General features: G+C 45.8%; 22 protein-coding genes. 3 read left to right on the top strand and 19 right to left on the bottom strand.

Features of this window, described 5'->3' with window-relative positions; all coding sequences use genetic code 11:
* Positions 1 to 31: 31 nt before the first annotated feature.
* The gene (locus tag AAV35_RS09810; RefSeq protein ID WP_008592203.1) at positions 32 to 496 is read right to left on the bottom strand and encodes a hypothetical protein; all 465 of its coding nucleotides are present in this window, start codon (positions 494 to 496) and stop codon (positions 32 to 34) included.
* A 283-nt stretch (positions 497 to 779) separates the two neighbouring features.
* On the opposite strand from AAV35_RS09810, the gene AAV35_RS09815 reads away from it, so the two are divergent.
* Positions 780 to 1502: an SDR family oxidoreductase gene (locus AAV35_RS09815; RefSeq protein ID WP_008592202.1), complete on the top strand. Its 723-nt coding sequence runs from the start codon at positions 780 to 782 to the stop codon at positions 1500 to 1502.
* Between the two features lie 154 nt (positions 1503 to 1656).
* On the opposite strand, the gene AAV35_RS09820 is transcribed toward AAV35_RS09815, so the two are convergent.
* From AAV35_RS09820 to AAV35_RS09890, 15 genes are all read right to left on the bottom strand, one after another.
* Positions 1657 to 2367, bottom strand: coding sequence for an anti-sigma factor domain-containing protein (locus AAV35_RS09820; protein ID WP_008592201.1), 711 nt, complete (start codon positions 2365 to 2367; stop codon positions 1657 to 1659).
* Positions 2364 to 3101, bottom strand: a complete 738-nt coding sequence (gene sigI / locus AAV35_RS09825) for an RNA polymerase sigma-I factor (RefSeq protein ID WP_008592200.1) — start codon at positions 3099 to 3101, stop codon at positions 2364 to 2366. Before sigI ends, AAV35_RS09820 begins: the two co-directional genes overlap by 4 nt.
* A gap of 215 nt (positions 3102 to 3316) precedes the next feature.
* Entirely contained in the window at positions 3317 to 4117 is an 801-nt protein-coding gene (locus AAV35_RS09830) for a S1C family serine protease (RefSeq protein ID WP_234972543.1), read from the bottom strand.
* 165 nt (positions 4118 to 4282) lie between these two features.
* A complete protein-coding gene (locus AAV35_RS09835) occupies positions 4283 to 5107 on the bottom strand; it encodes an aldo/keto reductase (RefSeq protein ID WP_008592197.1) in 825 nt (274 codons plus the stop codon).
* A 15-nt stretch (positions 5108 to 5122) separates the two neighbouring features.
* Positions 5123 to 5467, bottom strand: a complete 345-nt coding sequence (locus tag AAV35_RS09840) for a hypothetical protein (RefSeq protein ID WP_008592195.1) — start codon at positions 5465 to 5467, stop codon at positions 5123 to 5125.
* Between the two features lie 3 nt (positions 5468 to 5470).
* Complete coding sequence (locus AAV35_RS09845) at positions 5471 to 6544, bottom strand: undecaprenyldiphospho-muramoylpentapeptide beta-N-acetylglucosaminyltransferase (RefSeq protein WP_008592193.1); 1074 nt, start codon at positions 6542 to 6544, stop codon at positions 5471 to 5473.
* A 184-nt stretch (positions 6545 to 6728) separates the two neighbouring features.
* A complete protein-coding gene (locus AAV35_RS09850; protein ID WP_008592191.1) occupies positions 6729 to 8159 on the bottom strand; it encodes an aldehyde dehydrogenase family protein in 1431 nt (476 codons plus the stop codon).
* A 134-nt stretch (positions 8160 to 8293) separates the two neighbouring features.
* On the bottom strand, positions 8294 to 9487 hold the full coding sequence (locus AAV35_RS09855; RefSeq protein WP_008592189.1) for a NupC/NupG family nucleoside CNT transporter: 1194 nt from the start codon (positions 9485 to 9487) through the stop codon (positions 8294 to 8296).
* Between the two features lie 132 nt (positions 9488 to 9619).
* On the bottom strand, positions 9620 to 10585 hold the full coding sequence (locus tag AAV35_RS09860) for a FecCD family ABC transporter permease (RefSeq protein WP_008592188.1): 966 nt from the start codon (positions 10583 to 10585) through the stop codon (positions 9620 to 9622).
* Positions 10582 to 11577 (bottom strand): FecCD family ABC transporter permease, encoded by a 996-nt coding sequence (locus tag AAV35_RS09865; protein WP_008592187.1) that lies wholly within the window; start codon positions 11575 to 11577, stop codon positions 10582 to 10584. Before AAV35_RS09865 ends, AAV35_RS09860 begins: the two co-directional genes overlap by 4 nt.
* A gap of 186 nt (positions 11578 to 11763) precedes the next feature.
* Positions 11764 to 12702, bottom strand: a complete 939-nt coding sequence (locus AAV35_RS09870) for an ABC transporter substrate-binding protein (RefSeq protein WP_008592185.1) — start codon at positions 12700 to 12702, stop codon at positions 11764 to 11766.
* Positions 12703 to 12874: 172 nt separating this feature from the next.
* Positions 12875 to 13684: a pyrroline-5-carboxylate reductase gene (gene proC / locus AAV35_RS09875; RefSeq protein WP_040609862.1), complete on the bottom strand. Its 810-nt coding sequence runs from the start codon at positions 13682 to 13684 to the stop codon at positions 12875 to 12877.
* A 215-nt stretch (positions 13685 to 13899) separates the two neighbouring features.
* Positions 13900 to 15378 (bottom strand): potassium/proton antiporter, encoded by a 1479-nt coding sequence (locus tag AAV35_RS09880; protein WP_008592177.1) that lies wholly within the window; start codon positions 15376 to 15378, stop codon positions 13900 to 13902.
* 152 nt (positions 15379 to 15530) lie between these two features.
* Entirely contained in the window at positions 15531 to 16847 is a 1317-nt protein-coding gene (gene odhB, locus AAV35_RS09885; protein ID WP_008592175.1) for a 2-oxoglutarate dehydrogenase complex dihydrolipoyllysine-residue succinyltransferase, read from the bottom strand.
* Positions 16844 to 19654: a 2-oxoglutarate dehydrogenase E1 component gene (locus tag AAV35_RS09890; protein WP_052034765.1), complete on the bottom strand. Its 2811-nt coding sequence runs from the start codon at positions 19652 to 19654 to the stop codon at positions 16844 to 16846. Before AAV35_RS09890 ends, odhB begins: the two co-directional genes overlap by 4 nt.
* A 495-nt stretch (positions 19655 to 20149) precedes the next feature.
* Between AAV35_RS09890 and AAV35_RS09895 the strand changes: the two genes are divergently transcribed.
* Together AAV35_RS09895 and lipA are read left to right on the top strand one after the other, a co-directional pair.
* The gene (locus tag AAV35_RS09895) at positions 20150 to 20968 is read left to right on the top strand and encodes a lipoate--protein ligase family protein (protein WP_040609873.1); all 819 of its coding nucleotides are present in this window, start codon (positions 20150 to 20152) and stop codon (positions 20966 to 20968) included.
* 14 nt (positions 20969 to 20982) lie between these two features.
* On the top strand, positions 20983 to 21930 hold the full coding sequence (gene lipA, locus AAV35_RS09900) for a lipoyl synthase (RefSeq protein ID WP_008592171.1): 948 nt from the start codon (positions 20983 to 20985) through the stop codon (positions 21928 to 21930).
* 243 nt (positions 21931 to 22173) lie between these two features.
* On the opposite strand, the gene AAV35_RS09905 is transcribed toward lipA, so the two are convergent.
* The 3 genes from AAV35_RS09905 to queG all read right to left on the bottom strand — a co-directional run bounded on the left by AAV35_RS09905 (position 22174) and on the right by queG (position 24462).
* On the bottom strand, positions 22174 to 22650 hold the full coding sequence (locus AAV35_RS09905) for a tRNA (cytidine(34)-2'-O)-methyltransferase (RefSeq protein ID WP_008592170.1): 477 nt from the start codon (positions 22648 to 22650) through the stop codon (positions 22174 to 22176).
* A 145-nt stretch (positions 22651 to 22795) separates the two neighbouring features.
* Complete coding sequence (locus AAV35_RS09910) at positions 22796 to 23311, bottom strand: methylated-DNA--[protein]-cysteine S-methyltransferase (protein ID WP_008592169.1); 516 nt, start codon at positions 23309 to 23311, stop codon at positions 22796 to 22798.
* 17 nt (positions 23312 to 23328) lie between these two features.
* Positions 23329 to 24462 carry a tRNA epoxyqueuosine(34) reductase QueG gene (gene queG, locus AAV35_RS09915; protein ID WP_008592168.1) on the bottom strand — a complete coding sequence of 378 codons (1134 nt, stop codon included), beginning with the start codon at positions 24460 to 24462 and terminating at the stop codon, positions 23329 to 23331.
* Positions 24463 to 24483 lie beyond the last annotated feature (21 nt).

A 24483-nucleotide genomic window follows, 5' to 3' on the forward strand; every position in this document is an offset into this window, starting at 1 on the left:
ATATCGTCTTATCTGTTCGTTGTTCCCCTGCTCAGAAGGGAAGATTCCAAAAGATATGTACAGTAAAAACGTACACAAGCTGGATTCCTGCAAAGAAAAGCAAAGTAACAGGGAAAAGCAGCTCTTTCCCCGGCGTTTCCCGTACACTTTTTTTCAGAATAATTATAGTAACCAGGGCTATTACGTAATACAGAAAAAACCACAGCCAGCCGGCGGATGAATCTTTACCAAGACCGATTTCATACGCAACAGCAAGCATTGCCCAGGTGACAAGAAAAGAAGCAGTTCCTATGAATATCCATTTTCTCCGCTCATCTTTTGTTACAGCAGTAACTGCCATAACAAGAGTCATTACCCCCGTCACTTCACTTAAGGTAACATACACTCTCTGCACAGAAGCCGTTTCCATAGTGACGATACTCAGCAATATTAAAAATGCCAATAAAAAAATGCCACCGACCGTCAGCCTTAACCAGGTCCTCTCTTTCATAGCCAAAGCGAATCTCTCCCTACAGTTCAAACTTTATTCATTATAGCACAGGAGGAAAAAAACTTTCTTTACCTGAACGCTATTCTTTCAAGAAATTGAACATGTTATTTCCAATCATATGATATTCTGTTAAATAGGAGGGAAGAATCCCCTCTTTTACCGGGGGATCAGTCAGGGGTTGATTCTTTTCCGGAAAATGACGAAAATAATAGTAGCGTAACCAGGTGAAGCGACACTTCAACTGGTCATCATCTATCCAAACTTACAACCTGCAGAGGAGGAGCTTTATATGAAGAATGAAATCGTTGTAATCACTGGTGCTTCACGCGGTATAGGCCGGGCCGCAGCTTTCCATTTCGCCAAAGCCGGAGCGCGGCTCACTGTAACCGGAAGCTCCGAAGATATATATGATACGAAGAAATCTCTTGAAGAGGCCGGCTTCAATGACGTAATTGCTCTCGTAAGCGATGTCACCAGGGAAGGTGCGATGGAACAGATCATCCACTCCACCATCAATACGTATGGTCGTGTAGACGTCCTCATCAACAATGCCGGTGTGGGAAAATTTCAGGCTCTGGAGGATATCACGCTCGAAGAATGGAAAAAAATGTTCGAGGTGAACGTACAGGGCGTATTCCTCGCTACTAAATCTGTCATCCCACAAATGAAAAAACAGCAATCAGGTACCATTCTGACTGTAGCTTCCGATGTCTCCCGTTATTCGATACCGGAGAACGGGTCATTGTATACTGCCACCAAATATGCCGTGCAGGGCTTTATGGGATCCGTCGCTCAGGAATTAAAACCTTTTGGTATACGGGTCGGGACGATTAACCCCGGCATGACGGACACGAATTTTGCCGGAGGTACAGAAGGTGATCCGGAGAAAAAAGACTGGTTGAAAGCTGATGATGTAGCTGCAGGACTACTGCACATGGCTTCTGCCCCGAAACATATGCAGGTGGACGAAATGCATATCCATCCATTAGCCCAGGACTATCCAAGACCGTAAGTCTATATGCATCCGGTCCTTAAACAAAAGAAGCAGTCAGCAGAAGCAGTATTACACTGCTTCTATTGGCTGCTTCTTTACTTCTTTCCTATTATAACGAACGTATTAATGCATCGATACGAATCGTCTTCCAGAGAAACATCTCTACAGCTGCTTAATCTTTCTTCGACTCGAAAAACACCCGAATCAAATCTTTCACATCATCTTCAATCTCAGTAACCTCTTCACTTGCGGTAATTCGTTCATTAACTAAAGAATTCACAGTCTTCCCGACTTTTTCGGCTTCTTCCTTCCACTTGTACGGAACAGTATAAACAGCAGCCTCGTAAGCTTCCTCTTCCTGAGCGAGAAATTGCTTTACTTTTTTACTGATATCCAGCTCTTCCTTCCCCGCTAAATAAGAAATACCTAAAAGTACATTTTCTTCTCCGGAAGCACCGTCACCGTTGACAGCTTCACATAACTGGGAAGTTACGGCAGCCAGCTTTTTCCCTTCCCATTCTTCCATGTTTTTTATAATAACCTGAGCTTCATCATCAGCAGCTTCCAACGAGATAACCTCAAGCTCCCGATTTATCTTCGCCTCGAAGCTCGGATTAATGTCTATATTCACGTAAGCATAGGTTTTATCATTTCCATACCATAAATAAGCAGGTACAAAAGCGAGAAGAAAAGCCAGAACAATCGCAAAAGCACTGAACTTTTTAGGAGGCATCCAGTTGAGTGAAAAGCCGGGTTTCTTTTCGTAAAAAGCTTCTTCCCCCACTTTTGCATCAGGGATTTTCCTGGCTTTCACAAACTCGCCTTCGCTGGTGAACACAATAGTCGAACGTACTTTATGTTCAAGGACTACTCCCTTCTTCACACATCTACCCCCTTCAGATAATCTTTCAGATATACGTAGTCACCTGACAGTATAAGCACAAGAGAAATAATATACTTGCGATTCCGCTCTAACGTCTTTTTACTTACAGTGACTTTGTCACTCAATTCTTTGATCGGCAAACGGCCTTTACTTAATACTTTAGTACGTAACTCCTCGTTATGAAAAACTATATGCGCTACTTTGAGGGCAGATTCTCTTGCATCTCTGTGTCTTGGGGCAACTTCTGTCAGTTCCTTGAAAGACAGACGGAAATGACGAAGCTGCTGCTGAAATTCTTCGATTTCCGTTCTCCGGTACCACGCTTCCGTTTCCACTTCGAATTTTTCTCTCGAAATCTGTACTTCAGCAGGGCTTTCCGTTTTTTCTTCCTGGTCATTCAGATTATTTATAGAAGTCATTATTATAGGGGAGGTCTGCTGACGGATGTAATCGATTACCCTCCGTTTGATGACCAGCTTTGCAAAAGAAAGGAAAGCAGCACCTTTATCTATGACATAGGAATCGATCGCATCATTGAATGCTATAAGCCCTATGCTGAATTCATCATCCCGGGAAGGACTGATATATTTCTTGCACACTTCCGAGACACACTTGGCAACGAAAGGTTGATATTTGGAGATGAGTTCATGTCTTATCTCCTCATCCCCGAACTGGGCCGCAGTCACCTGTGTCTCCAGGGCGGACTCTTTATTCGTAAACAGATGTACGCTCAACCTTCTTCACCCCCGGCTGTTAAATGTTTTCGTTACAACCACTAATACTGTGGAAGCGTTTTATTAGAATTGTTTCATCGATTCAACAAATGTATATTCGTTACTAAGTCGTGCGATTCACAACTTGATGAAACTATTTTACTAAACGACGGGAGTGTAAGCGAGAACACACTGATTACATTTTTTTAAAATTCTGTTGCAAACAATAATGACTATTATCTGTTCACTTCATGAAAATGATCCACCGGGACTGCCAGACCCACTTTTCCATGGTCGTCCGTCTGCAACGTTGCAAATACGATTCCTGTGACTTTCCCTTCCTCATTGATAACCGGACTCCCGGAATTCCCCCGGTACACAGGGGCATCCAGCACCAGCACTTTTTCTTCCCAGCCCTCAAGTTCTTTCATCCCTATGATTTCCCCTTCGTTCGCAATCCTTATAAACCGCAGCGGGTTCCCGATAAATCGGATAGGCGGATCCCCCTGAAATTGTGCCCGGTCCGCAAGTTCGAGATGAGGCAGGTTCTTACCTGATACTTTCAGAACAGCGAGGTCTATTTTTTCATATTCTTCTACGACCTCCGCTGAATAAAGGCCTTCTTCTTCAAAAGAAACCGAGATTCTTTTTTCCCCTTCTATTACGTGATGGTTGGTAAGTATTTCCCCGTCGGACGTGTAAGAGAAGCCTGTCCCTTTCTTTTCCCCCGCTTCCACCACTACCACAGATTCTTTGTATTGACGAACGTCTTCATCAGTGTATAACTTGGCCGAAGTAATAAGGAAGTCTATAGCCGGGATGGAAAACGTACGGGGAATGGCACTGATTACGCTTAAAAACATGAAAAAAGCTATTAATATAATCAGCCACTTCGAGAAAGGGTTCCTGTTTTTTCTTTTTTCTGTACGTTCCTTGCGAGGGAAGGAATTTTCTTCTTCAATCAGTTCTGCCATTTCTTCTTCATTCAGGTTCTCTTTCAAATCTTCATCCATCTGCTCATCGTCTCTCCAGCTCACGGGCTCACCTCGATTCTTACGTTAATTTTATCACTGAAGTCATCTTTTGAACATTTCCGGTTATTCCCCCGGAAATATTTCGTCTTTTACTATAAAAACAGACGCGCAGATCGATTCTATCTCGATCCACGCGTCTTGTATAACTGCTATATTGTTCAGGGAACGTCAATCATATGGAAATTCATCCGGATGTTTCCCCTGACGTTCATTCCGATCCATTTCATCAATTTCATTTATATCTTCGGGACTTAGTTCAAAATCGAAAACGTCGGCGTTCTCTTTTTGACGTTTGCGTCTGGTGGATTTCGGAATAGTGACGATTCCGTGCTGAAGCCCCCAGCGGATAATAATCTGAGCAGGCGTTTTATTATGCTTCTCAGCCAATGATTGCAGTACGGGAGAATCCAAATATCTGGCTCTTCCGAGAGGAGCCCACGCTTCCAGCTTTATATCTTTTGCAGAACAGAAGTCAAGCAGGTCTTTCTGATAAAGGCGCGGGTGAAACTCCACCTGGTCGACGACCGGCATTACTTCCGCCGTCTCCAACAGTTTTTCCAGGTGATGTTCCTGGAAATTACAGACGCCTATCGCTCTCGCACGTCCCTGATTATAGAGGTCTTCAAGAGCTTTCCACGTATCCTGAAATTTACCGGGAACCGGCCAGTGAATGAGGTATAAATCGACATAATCCGTTTGTAATTTATCAAGGCTGCGCTCAAAAGCTTTAATCGTTTCTGCGTAACCCTGCTCATCGTTCCACACCTTCGTCGTTACAAAAATCTCTTCTCTCGGGATATTCGACTCTGCGATAGCACTCCCCACTTCCCTTTCATTTCCATAAAAAGAGGCAGTGTCGATATGGCGGTATCCGAGATCAAGGGCTGTGGAAACAGTTTCTTTCGCCTCTTCCTGTGCCACTTTATAAACACCCAGACCCAGCTGAGGGATTTTCACTCCATTTGACAATGTAACTGTGGATTCCAAATTCATCATTTCTTCCTCCTTCTAACGTTTGTTTTCCAGAAATACCGGAAGCGGATGTTCATATCTCACATAGGAAAGAATTCTCATCAATGGTGGATACAAAGTCAGCACTCCGAGCAGATCACCGATAGAACCAAGAGCTGAACCGGCAAGAAAAAATATACTGACCGCCAGCATAATGATCGAGATAATAGTGTTCGGCATATTGTTCAATGGTTTTTCGTTGTCGCCGATCCTTTCTACTTCCCGGGCCGCCTGATCGTAACAGATGTAGTGGTACGGACGTATACTGAACCATTTTGCGGCGGTCACGAGCTCATCCCGGTCACGGATCGGTTTTTGGCAGTACCGACAGGCATGTGTCATAACTTACCCCTTTCTTTTCTCATACTGCTCCAGCAGCTCGATGACATGCTCCTTCGATTTTTCCACCTCATATTTTTCCATATGTGTTTTCAACTGCTCCTGATCTTCGTCCAGCTTTCTTACGGCTTCCAGAAAGCTTTTCTTCGTAACCTGTTCCTCTTCAAGACTGTGAGCAAACCCCTGACGTTCAAAAGATTGGGCGTTCAGAATCTGATCTCCCCTGCTCACCTTGCGGGAGAGAGGGATGAGAAGCATAGGTTTTTTCAATGCCACGAATTCAAAAATTGCATTAGCCCCGGCGCGGGAGACGACGAGGTCAGCCAGTTTCAGTAAATCCTTCAGTTCATCTTTGACGTACTCATACTGTATATAACCTTTTACGTTATAAGCTTCCTCCCTGTGGCCCTTTCCGCACAGATGAATAATGTTGTAGTTCAGAAGAAGCTGATCGAGGTTGTCCCGTATAGCCGTGTTTATCGTCTCGGATCCGGTACTCCCTCCCATTACGAGAAGGACAGGTTTATCGTCGGAGAAACCGGTCATCTCTCTGGCGGCATCGGCGTCTCCGAGAAAAAGTTCCTCCCGGATAATCGCGCCGATATATTCCGACTTCTTCTCCGGTACATGCTTCATCGTTTCCGGGAATGTTGTAAGAATTCTGTCTGCAAAAGGAAAAGACAATTTGTTGGCAAGTCCGGGGGTGTAGTCCGATTCATGAATCAAAACCGGTACTCGCGCGAGCTTGGCAGCAAGTACTACAGGTACGCTGACAAATCCGCCTTTCGAGAAAATGACTCCCGGTTTCTTTCTTTTTAAAACCGACAGCGCCTGAAACGTCCCCTTCGCCACTTTGAACGGATCTTTAAAATTTTCTTTCGACATGTACCTTCTCAGCTTGCCTGTCGAAATACTGTGGTACTCTACTCCTTTCATAGGTGTTATCAGTTCTTTCTCTATTCCATTGTACGAACCTATATAATCAATGTCGTATCCTTTTTTCTGTACGGCAGGAATCAGTGCCGTATTCACGATTACGTGCCCGGCGGTCCCCCCGCCTGTGAACAGCATTCTTTTCATATGTATCTTTCCCTTCTTTTTAAAAATCGTAGCCCAGCACTGCTGATTGATTCACGCATCACTGCCACCCTCATTTAATCATATCTTACCGTATACAAAAAAGAAATTACAGTCGACAGACAACCCTCACTCATCGATTTTCCACATAAAAAAGCTGCCCGGGGGGCAGCTTTCGATAAACACTTCAGGAAGGATCGTCAAGGTTCATTACGACCAGACGCTCTTCTGTCATATCTTCGATAGTATATTTAGGACCTTCTTTACCCCAGCCGCTTTCTTTCACGCCTCCATAAGGCATCAGATCGACACGATACTGGGAAGAATCATTTATCATAAATCCGCCTACCTGCACGTTTCTTGCAGCATAGAAAGCGTTGTCGACATTCTGTGTGAAGATTCCTCCTTGCAGACCGTATTTCGATTTATTCACTTCTTTCACACCTTCTTTGAGGTCAGAGAAGGATAAAATACTTACGACTGGAGCAAAAACCTCTTCACTCACAACTTTCATCGATTCGTCAACGTCCGTGAGCACAGTAGGTTCAAGAAGTGCTCCTTTTCTTGTACCCCCATGGAGAACAGTCGCTCCACCCGATTTCGCCTCTTCTATCCATTCTACCGCTGCTTCGGCTTCCTTTTCGCCAATCATGGGACCTACATCGGTATCCGGATCATTCGGATCTCCGACTTTCAGTTTCTTGAGAGCTTCGATAAACTTATTTTCGAATTCTTTTTTCACTTCTCCATGCACGTATAGTCGCTGAACCGAAATACACGTCTGACCCGCGAAAGCATAGCCTTTGGCGGCAGTATTCTCAGCCGCTTTATCTATATCTGCATGTTTATCAATAATGACAGGAGAGTTGTTACCAAGTTCAAGAATGAGTTTATTCATTCCTGTATTCTGTTTCAGTTTCAGACCGACTTTGGAACTTCCGGTGAATGTGTAAAGGGAGATTCTCTCATCCTGCATCATCTGATTCCCTACAGTTGATCCCGATCCGATAACAACGTTGAATAAGCCTTTCCTGAGACCTGCCTCGTGGAACAGGGAAGCTAGTTTAAGAGCGGTCACCGGGGTTTTACTGGCCGGTTTAAGTACTACCGCATTACCCGCTGCAATCGCCGGAGCTATTTTGTGACAGACGAGGTTCATCGGGAAGTTGAAAGGACTTATCGCACCTACGACCCCTACCGGCACTCTAATTGTAAAAGCCATGCGATTCTCAGACCCGGGAGATGCTTCCACCGGTACACCTTCTCCGCTGATACGCTTCGCTTCTTCTGCTGATAATTCCACCGTCTGCGTCGCACGGTCAATTTCTGTCCGTGCCTGTTTCAGGGGCTTCCCGGCTTCCTTTGTGATCGTCAGGGCCAGATCTTCTTTTCTTTCCTGCATCAATTCGCTTACCTTCTTCAATATTTTGAAGCGTTCATAAGGTGGGAGCGGACCTTCATTATAGGCGTCCTCTGCCGCTTTCACAGCCTGGTCGACTTCTTTCTCGGAAGCCTGTGGGACACTTGCATACGGCTCCATCGAATATTTATCCAGTACTTCCGCTTTTTCTTCCGTATCCACCCATTGTCCATCAATATAAAGTTTAAAGTCCTCCATATTTCCACTCCTTTTCCTAAATAAGGCTTTCTCGCAGTATTTCCTATTTTTTTTCACAATAAACAATTTATTAGCGAAGCAAAGTTGTACACAAAAAAACCTGACTGCTGAATGCAGCAGTCAGGTCTTTCGTCTTAAAGGAATATACCGGCCATCGTACCGGAAAGAATGGAGCCGAGTGTGGCACCGATAAGGAGTTTCATACCGAAACTGGAAACTTCCGCACCTTTTTTAGCATCAATTCCCTGCACTGTACCTGCAATGATACCTATGGAGGAGAAGTTAGCGAAACTGGTAAGGAAGACGGTGACGACTCCCACTGTTTTATCGGAGACTTCACTAAGCATCTGTTCGAACTGAAGCATAGCGACAAATTCGTTTGTAATGATCTTCGTACCCATAATCGCACCCGATTGTACGGTTTCAGAAGCTGGGATACCCATAAGGAACCCGATAGGAGCAAATATATAACCAAGAATCTCCTGTAACGTAACGCCTGCAAATATGGCAGATATAGCATAGTTCACAAGTTCGAGGGAAGCGATGAAGGCGATAAGCATGGCCCCGACGATAAGTGCAATCTTTCCGCCATCGAGCGCCCCGTTCCCCATCGCTTCAAAAATACTTTTGGACTGAGAAACATCCTGGATGTCCACCTCGTCCTCTTCTTTCGGCACCTTAACCGGTGCGATAATAGAAGCTACAATCAATGCGCTGAACATGTTTAGAGGCAGAGCGACAAGTACGAACTGCTCAGGCAGTATGTTCAGATAAGCTCCGACGATCGAGGCGGAAACAGATCCCATCGCTGAAGCACTGACAATATAAAGGCGGTTATTGTTCAGTCGCTGAAACTGGGATTTGATTGCAATAATCGCTTCCGACTGGCCGAAGAAGATACTGTTCACCGCGTTGAACGACTCTACTTTCGGAAGACGTGTAATAAACGAAAGACCTAAACCAAGATATTTGATGATAAACGGAAGAATTTTCAGATGTGTCAAAACGGAAAGGAGAGTCGAGAAAAATACAATCAGCAGAAGTACGTTGAAGAAAAATACGGAACCGCCTTCTTCGACTGCCACTCCTCCAAGAATAAAATTGACCCCTTCTGTCCCGAACTCTATCAGTTTGTTGAAAACCGCCGAAATTCCCTTGATGAGCGCTTCTCCCCACGGAGTCTGGAACATGAAAAACGTAGTAACTAGTTGAGCCAAAAGCATTGTACCGACACCGATGAAATTAATGTTTTTCTTATCATTGGACATTAAAAAAGCAATGCCGATCACGACAGCGATGGATGCCAAGCTCAGAAGAAAACTGACCAAAGATGCGTCCCCCTTAATATTTTATAAAAAAAGCAGTGAAAACATTTTCATATAACGCTTACATATGGATTGTAACAGGTTGTCAGACGTCATGCAAGAATCCTGCAAATAGAAAAAATATTCTAATTTCACTTACGTCTTCTGCATTTTTCTTAAAAGATACAGAAAGTATGGAGCTCCTATGACAGCTGTAAAAATCCCTGCAGGAATTTCCGTAGGAGGGACCAGTCCCCTCCCGAGCCCGTCGGCGACTAGAAGAAGAATCATTCCCGTCAGTGCGGAGGCAGGCAAAAGTACGATATGTTTATTCCCGACCAGCTGTCTCGCTATGTGCGGTGCTACCAGCCCTACGAAACCGAGGGTCCCTACAATAGCCACTGACACACCTGCAAGCACAACGGACACAAGAAGAAGAACATTGCGTGCTGCTTTTACACTTTCCCCGAGGCCCTCAGCCACGTCATCCCCCAGTTGTAAAATGTCCATTTTCCGGGTAAGAAACATCGCTATCCCGGAGAATATAATTATCCAGGGAAGGAGCATCCATATGTCGCTCCAGTCTTTACCCCACAGACTTCCGGTCAGCCATACGAGGGCCGCATTCGTCTCTACCGGATACCGTACGGTCAAAAACTGGATGCCGGCCTGAAAAATGGCCCCCAGAGCTATTCCCACAAGCGCAAGCGTAGCCGGTTGTACCCGTTGCCGAAAAGCGAACAGGTAAAGACCTGCCGTCACGATCCCCGCACCGAGAAACGCCGCAACCGGTACCGCCTGCGGAGGGAGCCCGGGAAAGAGTATGATGGTGGACGCTGCTGCAAAGCCTGCCCCTTTCGTAATACCTATGACGTCAGGAGAAGCAAGCGGATTACGGATAACCGCCTGTAAAATCGCGCCGGATATGCCCAGGCCGGCACCGACAAGCAGTGCTATAACAAGGCGGGGGACTCTGAAGTTCATGAACAGAAATGACTGCTCCCCGCTAAAGATGGCAGCAGGTGAGACATAAACGGCTCCTACCCCTGCGGAGAGGATACCGGCAACAAGAACTCCCGCAGCCAGTACACTGATGATAAGAAAAGGAGATCTGTTCTTCATGTTGTCTGCCCTCCTTTTTGTGCCAAATATAAGAAAAAGGGAGCACCGATCAATGCCGTAACGATTCCTACAGGGGATTCGGCCGGAAAGGCGATGAACCTTGACAGAACGTCCGAAACAGACAGAAGAATTCCCCCGAACAGCGCACAGACCGGCAGCACAATTTTGTAATCGGTACCCACGAGCTTCCGGGCGATGTGAGGAATGATGAGACCGACAAACCCTATAGGACCTGCAATAGACACTGCTGCACCCGCAAGAAGTACTACAATGAGTGAAGCGGCCATTCTCATCCAAACAACCCGCTGTCCAAGCCCTCTCGCCACTTCTTCGCCGAGACTCATAATCGTAAAGGAAGGAGATAACAGCATGGCTGCTGCCAGTCCTGATCCTACCCATACAAGGAGCAACTGTACATCCCCCCAGTCAGTACCGTCCACTCCTCCTGCCAGCCAGAATAATACATCTTCAGTGGAGGTTTCGTTAAAAATCACTACGGATTCGATCAGGGAGGTAAGAAACATATGAATGGTAATTCCGGCAAGAGCCAGTTTAACGGGGGTCATACCTCCCGAGGAAGCTGTAAAAAACACAAGACCTCCTCCAAGGGCTGCACCGATGAAGGCAAAATAAACGATTTCGGAAGGAGAGAAGTCAGGGAACAGCACGACGGCGAGTACGACGAGCAGAGATCCTCCGGCATTTACACCGAAAATCTGGGGAGAGGCCAAGGGGTTATTCGTCATCGCCTGCATGATGGCCCCGGCTACTGCAAGACCCGCTCCTATCAGTACAGCTACGAGAGCCCTCGGAAGCCTTAATGTTCGTACGACTTCTGCAGCTTCGGTCGATGATCCTCCCGTCACCCCTCCTATTAAATCCGACATAGATACAGTGTAAGCCCCTATACTTAGACTGAAATAAACAGAAGCCGTCAATAACAGCAGACCTGCAAGTACAGTAATAATAATTTTACAGTTGGACTTCTTCATAACTACCCTTCCTATTCGAGAAGACATGAAATTCAAACATACCCTTATACCACAGGTGTCTCTGCATACGAGTATAGCAAAGGAACCGAGCTGTTTCGATTCCTTCATCGTAATCCGGAGTTACCGGAGTAAATAACTTAGTGTAAAACAAGAAAGAACGGAGTATAACGTCCGTTCTTTCAGAAATCACTCATATAAGTGGTCGATAGCGTCTTCCAGAATTTTCTCGGAGGAGATCAATCCGCGGAATCTTGACCACATATTACGATCCACCTCGTACACCTGATCTTCTTTTACTGCACTTACTTTTCCATACAGATCATTTTCTTTCCATTCGTCCACTACTGTCTTATCTCCGGTCACCATATGGAACATCACATCCGGGTCGATTTCCACGATTTGTTCCAGGTTTATTTTATTATATCTGTCGTCTCCACTCTGAATCGCGTTTTCGAGGCCGATGGATTCAAGAAGGGAGCCGGTATATGATTCGAAATTGTGAGCGAAATAGCCGCTGTCGGCCACTACGGCAGGTAAAACTGTCCTTGATTCGTCTTCCGGGACCTGAGAGCGGAGTTCTTCCATTCTGTTTTTATGTTCTTTCAGAACTTCCTCCCCCTTCTGCTCTTTCCCCACAGCTTTTGCAACCGTTTCGAAACTGTCGATAATGCCTGCATAATCCGCTGAAAGGGAAGGCAGGACAATCGTCGGTGCAATTTCCGAAAGCTGATCATAAATATCCTGATGTCTTTCATAATCGGCTATGATCAAATCCGGCTGGAGAGAACTGATCACTTCGAGGGAAGGCTGCTTTCTCGTACCTACCGAAGTGTAGTCTCCTATTTTTTCTTTAACAGGGTCTATGATACGTTCCGGATCCTCATCATCTGCGATCCCCGCCGGGGTGATACCGAGAGAAGCAAGGTTATCCACAAAGGAAAACTCCAGAGCCACTACTTTCTCCGGCGTTCCTGTAATTTCGGTTTCGCCCATTTCATGTTTAATCGTTCGCGTTTCTTTCTTATCCTCCTGCGATTCCCCGGAAGAATCCTCTTCATTTCCTCCGCAAGCCGCTAAAAATATAACAAAAGCAAACATGCTTATAAGTACTGCATAACGTTTCATTACTTCACTCCTGACCTTAATTGAAAATCATTATCACTATTATCTTATGCGCTCCACCCCCTGTTGTAAAGATATTTTTCACTTTAATAAACAGTAGCTACAATTCAGACAGTAATTATAATGTTTATTTAAAGCAGGAGACTCTGTTTTCCCCCGGTGCCGAAAACAGGGTTTACTGTTTCGATAAATATCCGGAACGTTCTGTCGTAGCATTCATCGCTTCGATTACAGCCTTGCGAAGACCGTGTTTTTCAAGAGCGGTGACGCCCTCGATGGTGACTCCCCCGGGCGTACAAACATCGTCTTTCAGTTTGCCCGGGTGCTCTCCTGTTTCAAGAATCATTTTTGCCGCTCCGCTCACGGACTGAGCAGCCATTTTATAGGCCTTATCTCTTGGAAACCCCTGTTGTACCGCCGTATCGGCCATAGCTTCAATGAACATATAGACAAATGCCGGAGAAGACCCGCTTACGGCAGGTACAGCATCCATGAGATTTTCTTTAATAACCTCCGCCTTCCCGAAGCTCTCATAAAGATCGAGAACAGCATTCAGTTCCGTCTCTGTAACCAGTTCATTAGGGCACAATACACTCATCCCTTCCCCTACTAAAGAAGGTGTGTTAGGCATGGAGCGAATTACCTTGACGTTTTTGCCAAGATACTTCCTCATCGTTTCTAAGTTTATGCCGGGGGCGATTGTAACTATAATAGTATCTTCAGAAAGTTCCGATTTGATCTGTTCGATTACCCCCTGATAAACATAAGGTTTCACAGCCAGGAACAGGATATCACTATCCGCAGCCAGACGTTTGTTGTCATCAGAAATCCGTATACCGATTTCCCCGCTTACGAAATCGATAGTCTCCTCGGTTATTGCAGTCGCAGAAATCTGATCGATAGAGACGCTCCCGGAACGGATCATCCCCTGGATCATTGCCTGCCCCATGCTGCCACATCCTATAAAACCAATGTTCTTTACCAAATCAATCGCCTCCTTTAATGGTTTTCATTTTAACGAAATCTGTCCACGTTCACAATCTCATTAACGAAAAAGGTTATATTTCCTGAGAAAGGGTTTACAAAGCTGAAGACCTGCTTTATAATAAAATACGGAATCATATCATAACGCTTCACCCCAAATATCATAACCACTGCAATCGAGCCAGGTACCCTTCTACACCTGGCTCTTACTTATGTTCAATTTTCTTTTAAAGCCTGCAGACGTTTCTTCAGCTGTTTCTTCACTTTCCGGGCTACGAGAATGTACAACGTGTCTCCCGGCATAATTGTTGTCTGACCGTAAGGGGTAATCATATCCCCGTCTCTTATAATAGCGTTAATCAAAGCCCTGTCAGGCAAAGATAAATCTTCAAGCGTCTCCCCGGCGATCTGGTTCTGGTCTGTTACTTCAAATTCCAGCATCTCCACGTTCGCTTTCCCCATGGATATCACCTCGAGAGAATGGATAGGATTGATTCTCCTCTCTGAAACCAATTTGAATTTCTCTGCCACCTGCATAATAGTCGAACCCTGCAGCAGAGCTGAAATCAGAACAATGAAGAAAACGATATTAAAAATAGTCTGGCTGTGACCGATCCCTGCGAGCATAGGGAATATCGCCAGTACGATTGGTACAGCTCCTCTTAGTCCCGCCCACGACAGAAACAGCATTTCCTTAGTCGAAAATCTGAAAAAGCCGAGCATCGAAAATACCGCGGCAGGGCGGGCGATGAATATCAGTACGAATGCTGTAAGCACTCCGCTCCACATAACGCTGCCCGTAAACACCTCGGAAGGGGAAACAAACAGCCCAAGCAGGACGAACATCAAAATCTGCGCCATCCAGCCGAACCCTTCATGGAAACGGAGAATGGAGTATCGATAGGCGAGCTCACCGTGGCCGATTACAACAGCACTTACATAGACTGCGAGCAGGCCGCTCGATTCAATAAGTGAACTCGTACTGTAGGCGAGGAATGCAAAACCCAAAGCAAACAACGGATACAAACCACTTGAGTCGAGGTTTATTTTATTCAGGGAGAGGCTCGCCACGTATCCGATAATAATTCCTGTCAGAAGACCGGCACCCATCTGCCAGAAAAAAGAACCCACGGCTGTCCAAATGTTGGACTCCTCCAGAGAAAGAAGTTGTATGAACGTGACCGTCAGGAAGACGGCCATAGGATCATTAGTCCCCGATTCCGCTTCAAGCGTGGAGGATACTTTATCTTTGATGTTTTTTCCTTTCAGCACGGCGAATACGGCTGCAGCATCCGTGGAACCTACGATGGACCCTAACAGAAAGGCCTCGAGCCATGGTAAATCGATAATGTATTTCGCTGTTACAGCTACAATGGCAGTGGTTATCAGCACGCCGACTGTAGCAAGCATGACAGACGGTGCGGCCACCGGTCTGATTTCCCGCCACTCCGTCTGCATACCGCCCTCGAACAAAATGACTACAAGAGCCATTACCCCGATTAACTGGGCAACTTCGGCATTATTAAAATACACGAGTTGAAGACCGTCACTTCCAACAATCATTCCTACAGCTATAAATAAAACCAGTGAAGGCACGCCGAGACGGCTTGAAAATTTCGTAACTACCACACTGACAATCAGAAGCAGTGCTATCAAAAAAAGAAACTGATTGGATTCTAAAATTTCCTGTATCATTTATGGAGCCTCCAGAGATTTCGTTTTTTTTATTATACCAATTTTTCTCTGGTATCGTTCGCAGGACGCTCGCTCTTCTTCCATTACAGAAGTTTCTCAGATACAAAAAGGCGGCCTTTTGAAACCGGCCGCCTTTTTGTAGTGCTGTTTTATTAACCTTCGAGCAGAAGATCATATGGGTCTTCAATCATTTCTTTAATACGACGAAGGAATTGCACTGCTTCTTTACCATCAACGATACGATGGTCGTAGGAAAGCGCAATATACATCATCGGTCTGGCTTCAATGGAATCGTCCGGCATTACTTTCGGACGCTTTTCAATATTGTGAAGCCCGAGAATCCCTACCTGTGGGGAGTTCAGGATAGGTGTAGAAAGCATGGAACCGAAAATACCGCCGTTTGTGATCGTGAAAGATCCGCCCTGAAGATCATCAAGACCGAGTTCTTTATTACGGGCCATCTCAGCCAAACGGATGATTTCGCTTTCGATGCCTGCGAAACCGACGCGATCCGCATCACGTACGACAGGGACGACCAGACCTTCATCTGTGGAAACAGCCATTCCGATATCATAGAATTTCTTTTTCACTACTTCTTTGCCCTGGATTTCCGCATTAAGCAGCGGGAATTCTTTAAGGGCACCAACTGCAGCTTTCGTAAAGAAGGACATAAACCCAAGTTTCACTCCATGTTTATCCTGGAATGCTTCTTTCCGTTCTTTACGCAAGTTCATGATATTGGTCATATCCACTTCGTTGAAAGTGGTGAGCATCGCAGATTCCTGCTGGACTTCCACCAGACGTTTTGCAATAGTCTGGCGGCGGCGGGACATTTTCTCGCGCTCTACCGGCTTACTGAACTCTTCTTTCGATTCTTTTTCTTTTTTATCGGAAGACGAGCCGCTGGAAGTCTGTTTCTTCTCCTCTTTCGAACTGCCATTTGCATGTTCGTCTACATCTTCCGGACGTACGCGGCCGTAAGGGTCACGTGCAGAAATCTCGCTTAAATCGATACCAAGTTCTCTGGCCCGTTTGCGGGCAGCCGGGGTAGCGATGATATCTTCTTTCTTCGAGTCATCATCGGAAGATTTTTCTTTCTTGTCTTCTTTTTCTTCTTTCTTATCTTCTGTTTTCTCCTCTTTCGCTTCCTGTTTGCCTTCGTCTGGCTTCTCTTCTGTTTTCTCTTCGGAAGCATCTTCCCCGGAAGAATCATCTTCTTTTCCGGAGGCTTCCCCGGTTTCATCAACTTTCGCAATTACGTCCCCGACTTCTACGTCATCACCTGCTTCTTTCAGGAGTTCGGTAATGACACCGCCGGTATCCGCGTTCACCTCGACGTTGACTTTGTCGGTTTCAAGCTCGAGAACAGGATCGCCTTTTTCCACCTGGTCCCCTTTATTCACGAGCCATTCGGCTATAGTCCCCTCCGTAATTGATTCTGCCAGTTCTGGTACTTTTATTTCCTTCATTGTGAGTTGCCTCCTTTAGAGATTTGAAGAGCTTCCTTGATTATGCGGTTCTGTTCGGTTTTATGAATATTAGGTTCCCCCACTGAAGGTGATGCACGATGAGGGCGTCCCACGTAACGGTGTATCTGACCTTCCTCGAGCAGGTTGTAAAGAATGCCTTCGACAAAATACCAGCTTCCCATATTTTGCGGTTCTTCCTGTACCCATACGAGTTCTTTCAAGTTAGGATATTCCTTCATAATCTCTTTCAGTTTCTGATCCGGGAACGGATAAATCTGTTCGACGCGGACCGCATCAATTGTTTCAAAAGAACTTTCTTCCTGTTCAGTACGATCTTCGATATCCACCATGATTTTACCGCTTCCGAGAAGCAGTGTTTTCACTTTAGATTTGTCTTTTTTCTTCGTCTTCGTCAGTCCGGGCTGACGAACAAGAGGGTGGAAGCCGCTGTCCGTAAATTCTTTCGCTTCTGAAGCCACGCGCTGATTACGCAACAGACTTTTCGGTGTCATCAGCACAAGTGGCCTTTCTTCCTCTTTACAGCTGATAGCCGACTGCCTTCTGAGAAGATGGAAGTACTGGGCGGCAGATGTCACATTTGCGACAGTCCAGTTGTTTTCAGCTGACATTTGCAGGAACCGTTCCAGACGGGCACTGGAGTGTTCAGGTCCCTGCCCTTCATAACCGTGCGGAAGCAGGAATACCATATTCGACTGTTCATTCCACTTTGCACGTCCGGAAGAGACAAACTGATCAAAAATCACCTGACCTGCGTTCGCAAAGTCTCCGAACTGTGCTTCCCATACGACCAGAGTCTCCTGGGAATGTACGCTGTACCCATATTCAAAACCGAGTACTCCGGCTTCCGACAGCGGACTGTTAAATATATCAAACGAAGCTTTCGCCTGTTCAATGCCGTGCAGCGGGCAATAAGTTTCCCCTGTTTCTACGTCATGAAGAACCATATGCCGGTGAGCAAACGTTCCACGTTCTGTATCCTGTCCGGTGACCCGGATCGGCTGTCCCTCTTCAAGAATAGAGGCAAACGCCAGTGCTTCTGCTGTAGCCCAGTCTACTTTATTTCCTTCTTCAAGCATATTCTCACGTTTGTTCAGGATTTTTTCGAGTTTCTTGAACCCATTGAAGCCTTCAGGGCGCTCAAGCATCTGCTTGTTGAGCGTTTTCAGACGATCAAGGTCCACTACGGTTTCAAACTCCTCGAGAGACCGTTCCACTCCCTGCGGGCGACCCTGGACGTCCGGTTCGTATGTCTCTTCTTCTTTCATACTGTTATAAATGTCTCTCAGGTTCGAAGTCGCTTTTTCTTTATACTCATCAAGCTCTCCGTCCTGGATAACCCCCTGATTCAATAGATTCTCTCCGTACACATTGGCGATGGTAGGATGTTCATCTATTTCACTATAAAGACGGGGTTGGGTAGCCCGTGGCTCGTCTATTTCGTTATGACCATAACGCCGGTAACCGACAAGATCGATTAATACGTCTTTATGGAAAGTCTGGCGATATTCGTATGCAAGAGCAATCGCGGAGAGGCACGCTTCCGGATCGTCAGCATTTACGTGCATGATAGGAATTTCAAACCCTTTGGCCAGGTCACTGGCATAACGGGTGGACCTTCCGTCTTTCCGGTTCGTAGTGAAGCCAACAAGATTATTCGCAATAATATGCACCGTCCCTCCAGAACGGTACCCTTCAAGGTCACTCAAGTTTAAGGTTTCGGCTACGATACCTTCCCCTATAAAAGCAGCATCTCCGTGAATAAGCACGCCAAGAGCCGCATCTTCATCAATTACTGAATTACCGCGCTCCTCCCGGTAATCCTGAGCAGCTCTTGTGAAGCCCTGTACTACCGGATTTACAAACTCAAGGTGAGAAGGGTTATGGCTTAACGTTACGCGCGTGGCGTGACTGTCATCCCCGTTTTTCACTTCTCGTTTGGCACCGAAATGATATTTCACATCTCCGGTCCATCCGTAGTTGATTCCCTGTGATCCTTCCGAAGGCATAAGTTCCTTTTCCGGGGAGTGATTAAATTCCGAAAAGATTTTTTCATAAGGTTTTCCAAGTACGTGAGCCAGTACGTTCAGACGGCCGCGGTGCGCCATTCCAAGCATAACGTGCTGAATATGGTCGACTGCTGCTGACTGGACGATTTTATCCAGCATAGGTACCATGGCATCCATGCCTTCGATGGAAAACCTCTTCTGAGCCACGAAAGTTTTACCGAGAAACTGTTCGAAATTCTCGACTTCTATCAGGCGATACAAAAGCTGCTTCCGTTCTTCCGTGGACAGGTTGACACTGTAAGAACCCGATTCGATTCTTTCCTTTAACCAGGACCTTTCCCTTTCGTTATGCACGTGTTCATATTCGAAGGAAAGCGTACCTGCATACCTTTCTTTCAGTGTTTCGATCGCTTGCCACGCATTATTGAGTTTAACGTTAGCCTCAGGCCAGATCCATTCGGCCGGGAGCTGTTCAAGATCTTCTTTAGAGATACCGTAAGTTTCCGGTTCGAGTAATTCGGTGTCGGGGCGATCAAACCCTCCTACCGCATAAATATCGGCGGAAAGATGACCATCGCGACGGATTGCTTCCACCAGTTTCAAAGCAGCAGCAATTTTGCTTACATCCTGGGCAGAAGGGACGTTTCCACCGGAGGACTCGGCAGCAGGCCGCTCCGATTCTACAGGCGCCCCGTGCTTTTCAAAAAGTTCTTTCATAGAAGCGTCGACTGCATTTTCATCTTCCTGAAAACGTTCATATTGCTCTTCTATGTATCCCATGTTGGGACCATGGAAGTTAGACCAAAAAGATACTTTGGATTCTGTATTCGACACGAAAATTACCCCCAAATTAGTCTTCGATGATGTATGAAACGTAAACGTTTGCAAATTCAAACTCTATTATAGAACTGTACATGGTAACGTTCAATAGCTGTTGACATTTTCTTTTTTTCTGACTTTCATACATACTCTTTTATTCCATCTATCATTATAACAAGAAAAGATGGATATGCACACGAATTGAGTAATTATCCTCTACTATTTTACAACATTCTTTTTCCTTTTGAATGTATGAGGATTTTATATAGAAATAAATACTCTTAAAAACTACCGTGTCAACTTTCAAACCGAATTTCTGAATATATACCTGTACATCTTAAAAAATAGTTTACATAGCAAATGAATGTACACGTTTTTTGTCTTTTTCCTTCTTTTGACAAACATTCCATGACCTGCTACACTCTAACCGTTTACTATCATAAACGAAGGGAGGTAATTAAGTTGGGAACGTGGAAATTTCTTTATACTCCTGATTTGACACCTGCGATGAACATGGCTCTGGACGAGAAATTGATGGAATGGCACCGGGAGAAAAGAATCCCGCCTGTGTTGCGCTTTTACACTTGGAGTCCTGCCGGTCTTTCTATAGGCTATTTTCAAAAAACACTGAACAAAGTAAGTGAAGAAGGTGTAAATAAGCACAAAGTCGATATAGTAAGGCGACTTACGGGCGGACGGGCTGTCCTCCATGATAACGAACTTACATATAGCATCATCGTAGACGAACGTCACCCCGGAATTCCAAAGACAGTTAAAGAAGCCTGCCTCGTCCTTTCGAAGGGACTCATGAAAGGTTATTCGATACTTGGGATAAAAGCAGAATATGCTATGCCGGAGAAACGGATGAATGAGTCTTCGGCAGTATGCTTCGAAGAATCATCCTGGTACGAACTGACTGTAGAAGGGAAAAAAGCTGCCGGAAGTGCACAGGTCCGACAAAAGGGGATTCTTCTCCAGCACGGCTCTATACCGATCCGTACGGATGAAGAAAAACTTTTTGATATGTTCATTTATCCTAATGAAAAAGTAAAACAGAGATCTAAAAAGAGTTTTCATAATAAGGCTGTTAGTATTGAGGAGGCTTTAAGTGAACGTGTGACTGTACAACACGTCCACGACGCCTTTCTCCAGGGATTCCGAGAAGGGTTGGATGTAACTTTCGAATCTTTAAACCTGGCAAAGAAAGACTGGGAGGAAGTTGAATATTTAGCAGAAACCAAATATATGAGCGAGGAATGGAACTTTAAACGTTAAAAAGGAGTGAAGCAATGAGTAAAAGTTACGAACACATCAAAAAACCCGAATGGCTGAAAATTAAGCTGAACACCAATCAGTCCTATATGAAGCTGAAAAAACTGATGAAAGATAAAAAACTGAACACCGTCTGTGAAGAAGCGAGATGCCCGAATATTCATGAGTGCTGGAGTGAACGGAAAACTGCTACTTTCATGATTCTCGGGGATACATGTACGCGCGGATGCCGTTTTTGCGCTGTCAAAACCGGTCTTCCGAATGAACTCGATTGGGGAGAACCCGAGCGGGTCGCAGAATCGGTAGAAATCATGGGGTTAAAACACGTAGTCGTCACTTCCGTAGCCCGCGACGACCTCAAAGATGGAGGGGCAGCTGTTTTCGGGGAAACAGTACGTGCCATCCGAAAAAGAGTACCGGGATGTTCCGTAGAAATCCTCCCTTCTGATATGAAAGGCGACTACGAAAGCCTGTCCACTCTGCTCGCAGGGGAGCCGGACATCTTTAACCACAATATCGAGACAGTGCGTCGGCTCACGAAACGTGTCCGTGCTATTGCTATGTACGACCGTTCTCTCGAATTGCTTCGTCGAGTGAAGGAAATGCGGCCAAACACTCCTACGAAATCAAGTATTATGGTCGGACTTGGAGAGACAAAGGAAGAACTTATTGAAGCAATGGATGATCTACGGGCGCACAACGTGGACATCCTCACACTCGGCCAGTATCTGCAGCCGACGAAAAAACACTTGAACGTAGAGAGATATTACCATCCGGATGAGTTCGAAGAGTTAAAACAAATAGCTTTAGAAAAAGGGTTCAGTCACTGTGAAGCGGGACCACTGGTGCGTTCCTCCTATCACGCAGATGAACAGGTAAACAAAACGACCGTGCAAAAAAGATTGGAATATGCCAAAGGGTACGAAGAAAGCTCCGGGGAACCGTTAACGAATACAAACTTCTAAATGGTATTTCCTTTGGAATTTCACTCATGTATAATGAAAATAGCCTGAACGGAATATGAAGGAGGAACTACACATGAAAATGACATTGATCATGATGGTGAGCATTTCTTTTCTTACGTCTATTTTCGCTGCAGGACGCGACGAAAAGCCAGGTGCTCCAAAGTAATATACTGAAGAGATCGCCCTCAAAAGGCGATCTTTTTTTGTTCGGAAGAAAGGGGCCAAGTGCCTCACATTCTTCTCTTATTTTATAAGACCGGGAAACCCCTGCTCGTGCAATACGTGGAAAAGCATAATAGAAACAGTATTCGCAAGATTCAGTGACCTCACTTTATCTGTCATAGGTATGCGCACGCACCTGTCTTCCATTCCTTCCAGCAGTTCATGCGGAATTCCGTCGCTTTCCCTTCCAAATACGAACAGCTGATCTTTCGCCGTATCCGTATAGTCCATCTCCACGAATGAACTTCCTCCGAAGTTTTCGACATAATAATAGTCGCCTTCCGGAAATTTTCCGTAGAGTTCCTCCAGGGAATCATAATGATAAATAGTTACGTCATACCAGTAATCAAGTCCTGCTCGTTTCACCATGCGGTCCTCCGTGGAAAATCCGAGCGGATGTATGAGGTGCAGAGTAGTGTCCGTAGCAAGACAGGTTCTGGCTATATTTCCGGTGTTTGCAGGGATTTCCGGCTGAAATAATACCACGTGATTAGGCATCCGTTTCACCTCTGAAATTATTTTAGTCAACCCGGATATTATATCACATAAAAGTGTATTTATCTTAAAGAGACCGTAACGAACCAAGCAGCCGCAACAACTGGAAGGTCCCGGAAAAATTTCTGAACAGTAAAACCACCCGCAGCTAAAGGGTGGTTTCGAGATTCAACAGATACACTTTTTTATCAACACCCCCGCCATATCCGGTCATTTTTCCGTTCTGGCCTACCACTCGGTGGCACGGGACTACGATGGAAAAAGGGTTTTTGTTCATGGCTCCTCCTACGGCACGTACGGCTTTTCGGTTACCGGCGCTCTCCGCCAGACCTTTATAAGTGATGGTCTCCCCGTACGGAACTTCCATCACGAGCGCTTCCCAAATATTCTTTTGAAAGGAGGTACCGTAAAATTTATAAGGAAGGCTGAACGAGTACCTTTCCCTGTTAAAATACTCCTTTAGCTGCCTCTCAGTTTCCTGCAGCAGCTTTGTTTCTTTTTCTATCAACTCCGGAGATTTATCGATAAAGGAGTGGATGTGGTTCTCATGAAGTTCCCCTTTTTCGGAGGCGGACCCGTAGTCCAGACGGATCAAACGCTCCTCATCGGCCGTTGCGAGCATCGGTCCGAGCGGAGTGGTCATTTCCTTCTGATAAAATAACATTTCTTCACTTCTCCTTTTCAATTCATCTGAAAAGCTAAACCTTTCTCCATTTCTTCTTTCACTTTTTCATCAGTCTCATCTCCTCTGGCCATCTCGAGCTCCTCGAAACATTCCGGCGTTCCGATTTTTCCGAGACTGTACGCAGCCGTACCCCTGATTACAGGGCGGGGGTCGTTCTTCATAAGATGTACAAGGTCCTCTACCGCCTCTATTTCCCGGTAATGACCGAGAGCCAGAATAGCATTACGCTGAATCGGTTTCTTTCCGCGCCACGATCCTGCCATTCTGCCGAACTTTTCTTTGAACTCCCGGTTGGATATGCGAAGAATAGGGCGGAGTACAGGTTTGACTTTCTCCGGGTCTGGCTCGAACTCTTCGTGAAGATGGAAATCTTTTTTGCGGTTGAACGGGCAAACCGTCTGACAAGTATCACAACCGTAGACTCTGTTCCCTATTTTCGTACGGTATTCATCTTCGAGAAAACCTTTGGTCTGGGTCAGAAAAGCGATGCATCGATTGGCATTCAGCTGCCCGCCCTGGACAAGGGCATCCGTTGGACACGAATCTACGCAAATATTACAGTCCCCACATCCTTCCTGGATCGGCTCATCCGGAGCGAACGGAAGATTTGTCACCAGTTCACCGAGATAAACGTAGGAACCGAACTCGGGGGTGATTATCGCACAGTTTTTTCCGCTGAACCCGATCCCTGCCCTCTCGGCTACGGCACGGTCTGACAGCTCCCCTGTGTCTACCATCAGTTTCAATTCAACTTCAGGAACCTTTTCACGGAGAAAAGAACCGAGCAGCTGCAGTTTTTCGCGTAAAACCGTGTGGTAATCCTCCCCCCACGAAGCACGGGCGAACTGGCCGCGTCGCGCCCCTTTCTCGTTTTTAGGGGGATTTTCCATTTTTGAAGGATAGGCGAGCGCGATAGAAATGATAGATTGGGAAGAGGGAAGGAGGCGTTCAGGTTCCGTACGCTCTTCCGGACTCCCCTTTTCGAACCCCGAGTGATATCCCAGCTGTTCCTGTCGTATCAGCCGGGATTTCAATTCGCCGAATACGTCTGCGCTGGCAAAACCTATTTTATCGATTCCTATTTCCTTGCTGTAGGCAATCGTTTCCCTCTTTAATTGTTCGGCATCCATACGTGCGCTCCTCCTTCTCCC

It is taken from the genome of Salimicrobium jeotgali (assembly GCF_001685435.2).
GTDB lineage: Bacteria > Bacillota > Bacilli > Bacillales > Halobacillaceae > Salimicrobium > Salimicrobium album.

What these genes read in the sequence shown, in the direction of transcription:
- AAV35_RS09910 (WP_008592169.1), bottom strand. Translation starts at nt 23,311, where the DNA reads ATGTTATTTTATCAGAAGGAAATGACCACTCCGCTCGGACCGATGCTC.
- AAV35_RS09880 (WP_008592177.1), bottom strand. Translation starts at nt 15,378, where the DNA reads ATGATACAGGAAATTTTAGAATCCAATCAGTTTCTTTTTTTGATAGCA.
- AAV35_RS09860 (WP_008592188.1), bottom strand. Translation starts at nt 10,585, where the DNA reads ATGAAGAACAGATCTCCTTTTCTTATCATCAGTGTACTGGCTGCGGGA.
- AAV35_RS09890 (WP_052034765.1), bottom strand. Translation starts at nt 19,654, where the DNA reads ATGGGATACATAGAAGAGCAATATGAACGTTTTCAGGAAGATGAAAAT.
- AAV35_RS09850 (WP_008592191.1), bottom strand. Translation starts at nt 8,159, where the DNA reads ATGGAGGACTTTAAACTTTATATTGATGGACAATGGGTGGATACGGAA.
- AAV35_RS09815 (WP_008592202.1), top strand. Translation starts at nt 780, where the DNA reads ATGAAGAATGAAATCGTTGTAATCACTGGTGCTTCACGCGGTATAGGC.
- AAV35_RS09905 (WP_008592170.1), bottom strand. Translation starts at nt 22,650, where the DNA reads ATGCCTAATCACGTGGTATTATTTCAGCCGGAAATCCCTGCAAACACC.
- lipA (WP_008592171.1), top strand. Translation starts at nt 20,983, where the DNA reads ATGAGTAAAAGTTACGAACACATCAAAAAACCCGAATGGCTGAAAATT.
- AAV35_RS09840 (WP_008592195.1), bottom strand. Translation starts at nt 5,467, where the DNA reads ATGACACATGCCTGTCGGTACTGCCAAAAACCGATCCGTGACCGGGAT.
- AAV35_RS09870 (WP_008592185.1), bottom strand. Translation starts at nt 12,702, where the DNA reads ATGAAACGTTATGCAGTACTTATAAGCATGTTTGCTTTTGTTATATTT.
- AAV35_RS09845 (WP_008592193.1), bottom strand. Translation starts at nt 6,544, where the DNA reads ATGAAAAGAATGCTGTTCACAGGCGGGGGGACCGCCGGGCACGTAATC.
- AAV35_RS09865 (WP_008592187.1), bottom strand. Translation starts at nt 11,577, where the DNA reads ATGAAGAAGTCCAACTGTAAAATTATTATTACTGTACTTGCAGGTCTG.
- queG (WP_008592168.1), bottom strand. Translation starts at nt 24,462, where the DNA reads ATGGATGCCGAACAATTAAAGAGGGAAACGATTGCCTACAGCAAGGAA.
- odhB (WP_008592175.1), bottom strand. Translation starts at nt 16,847, where the DNA reads ATGAAGGAAATAAAAGTACCAGAACTGGCAGAATCAATTACGGAGGGG.
- AAV35_RS09835 (WP_008592197.1), bottom strand. Translation starts at nt 5,107, where the DNA reads ATGAATTTGGAATCCACAGTTACATTGTCAAATGGAGTGAAAATCCCT.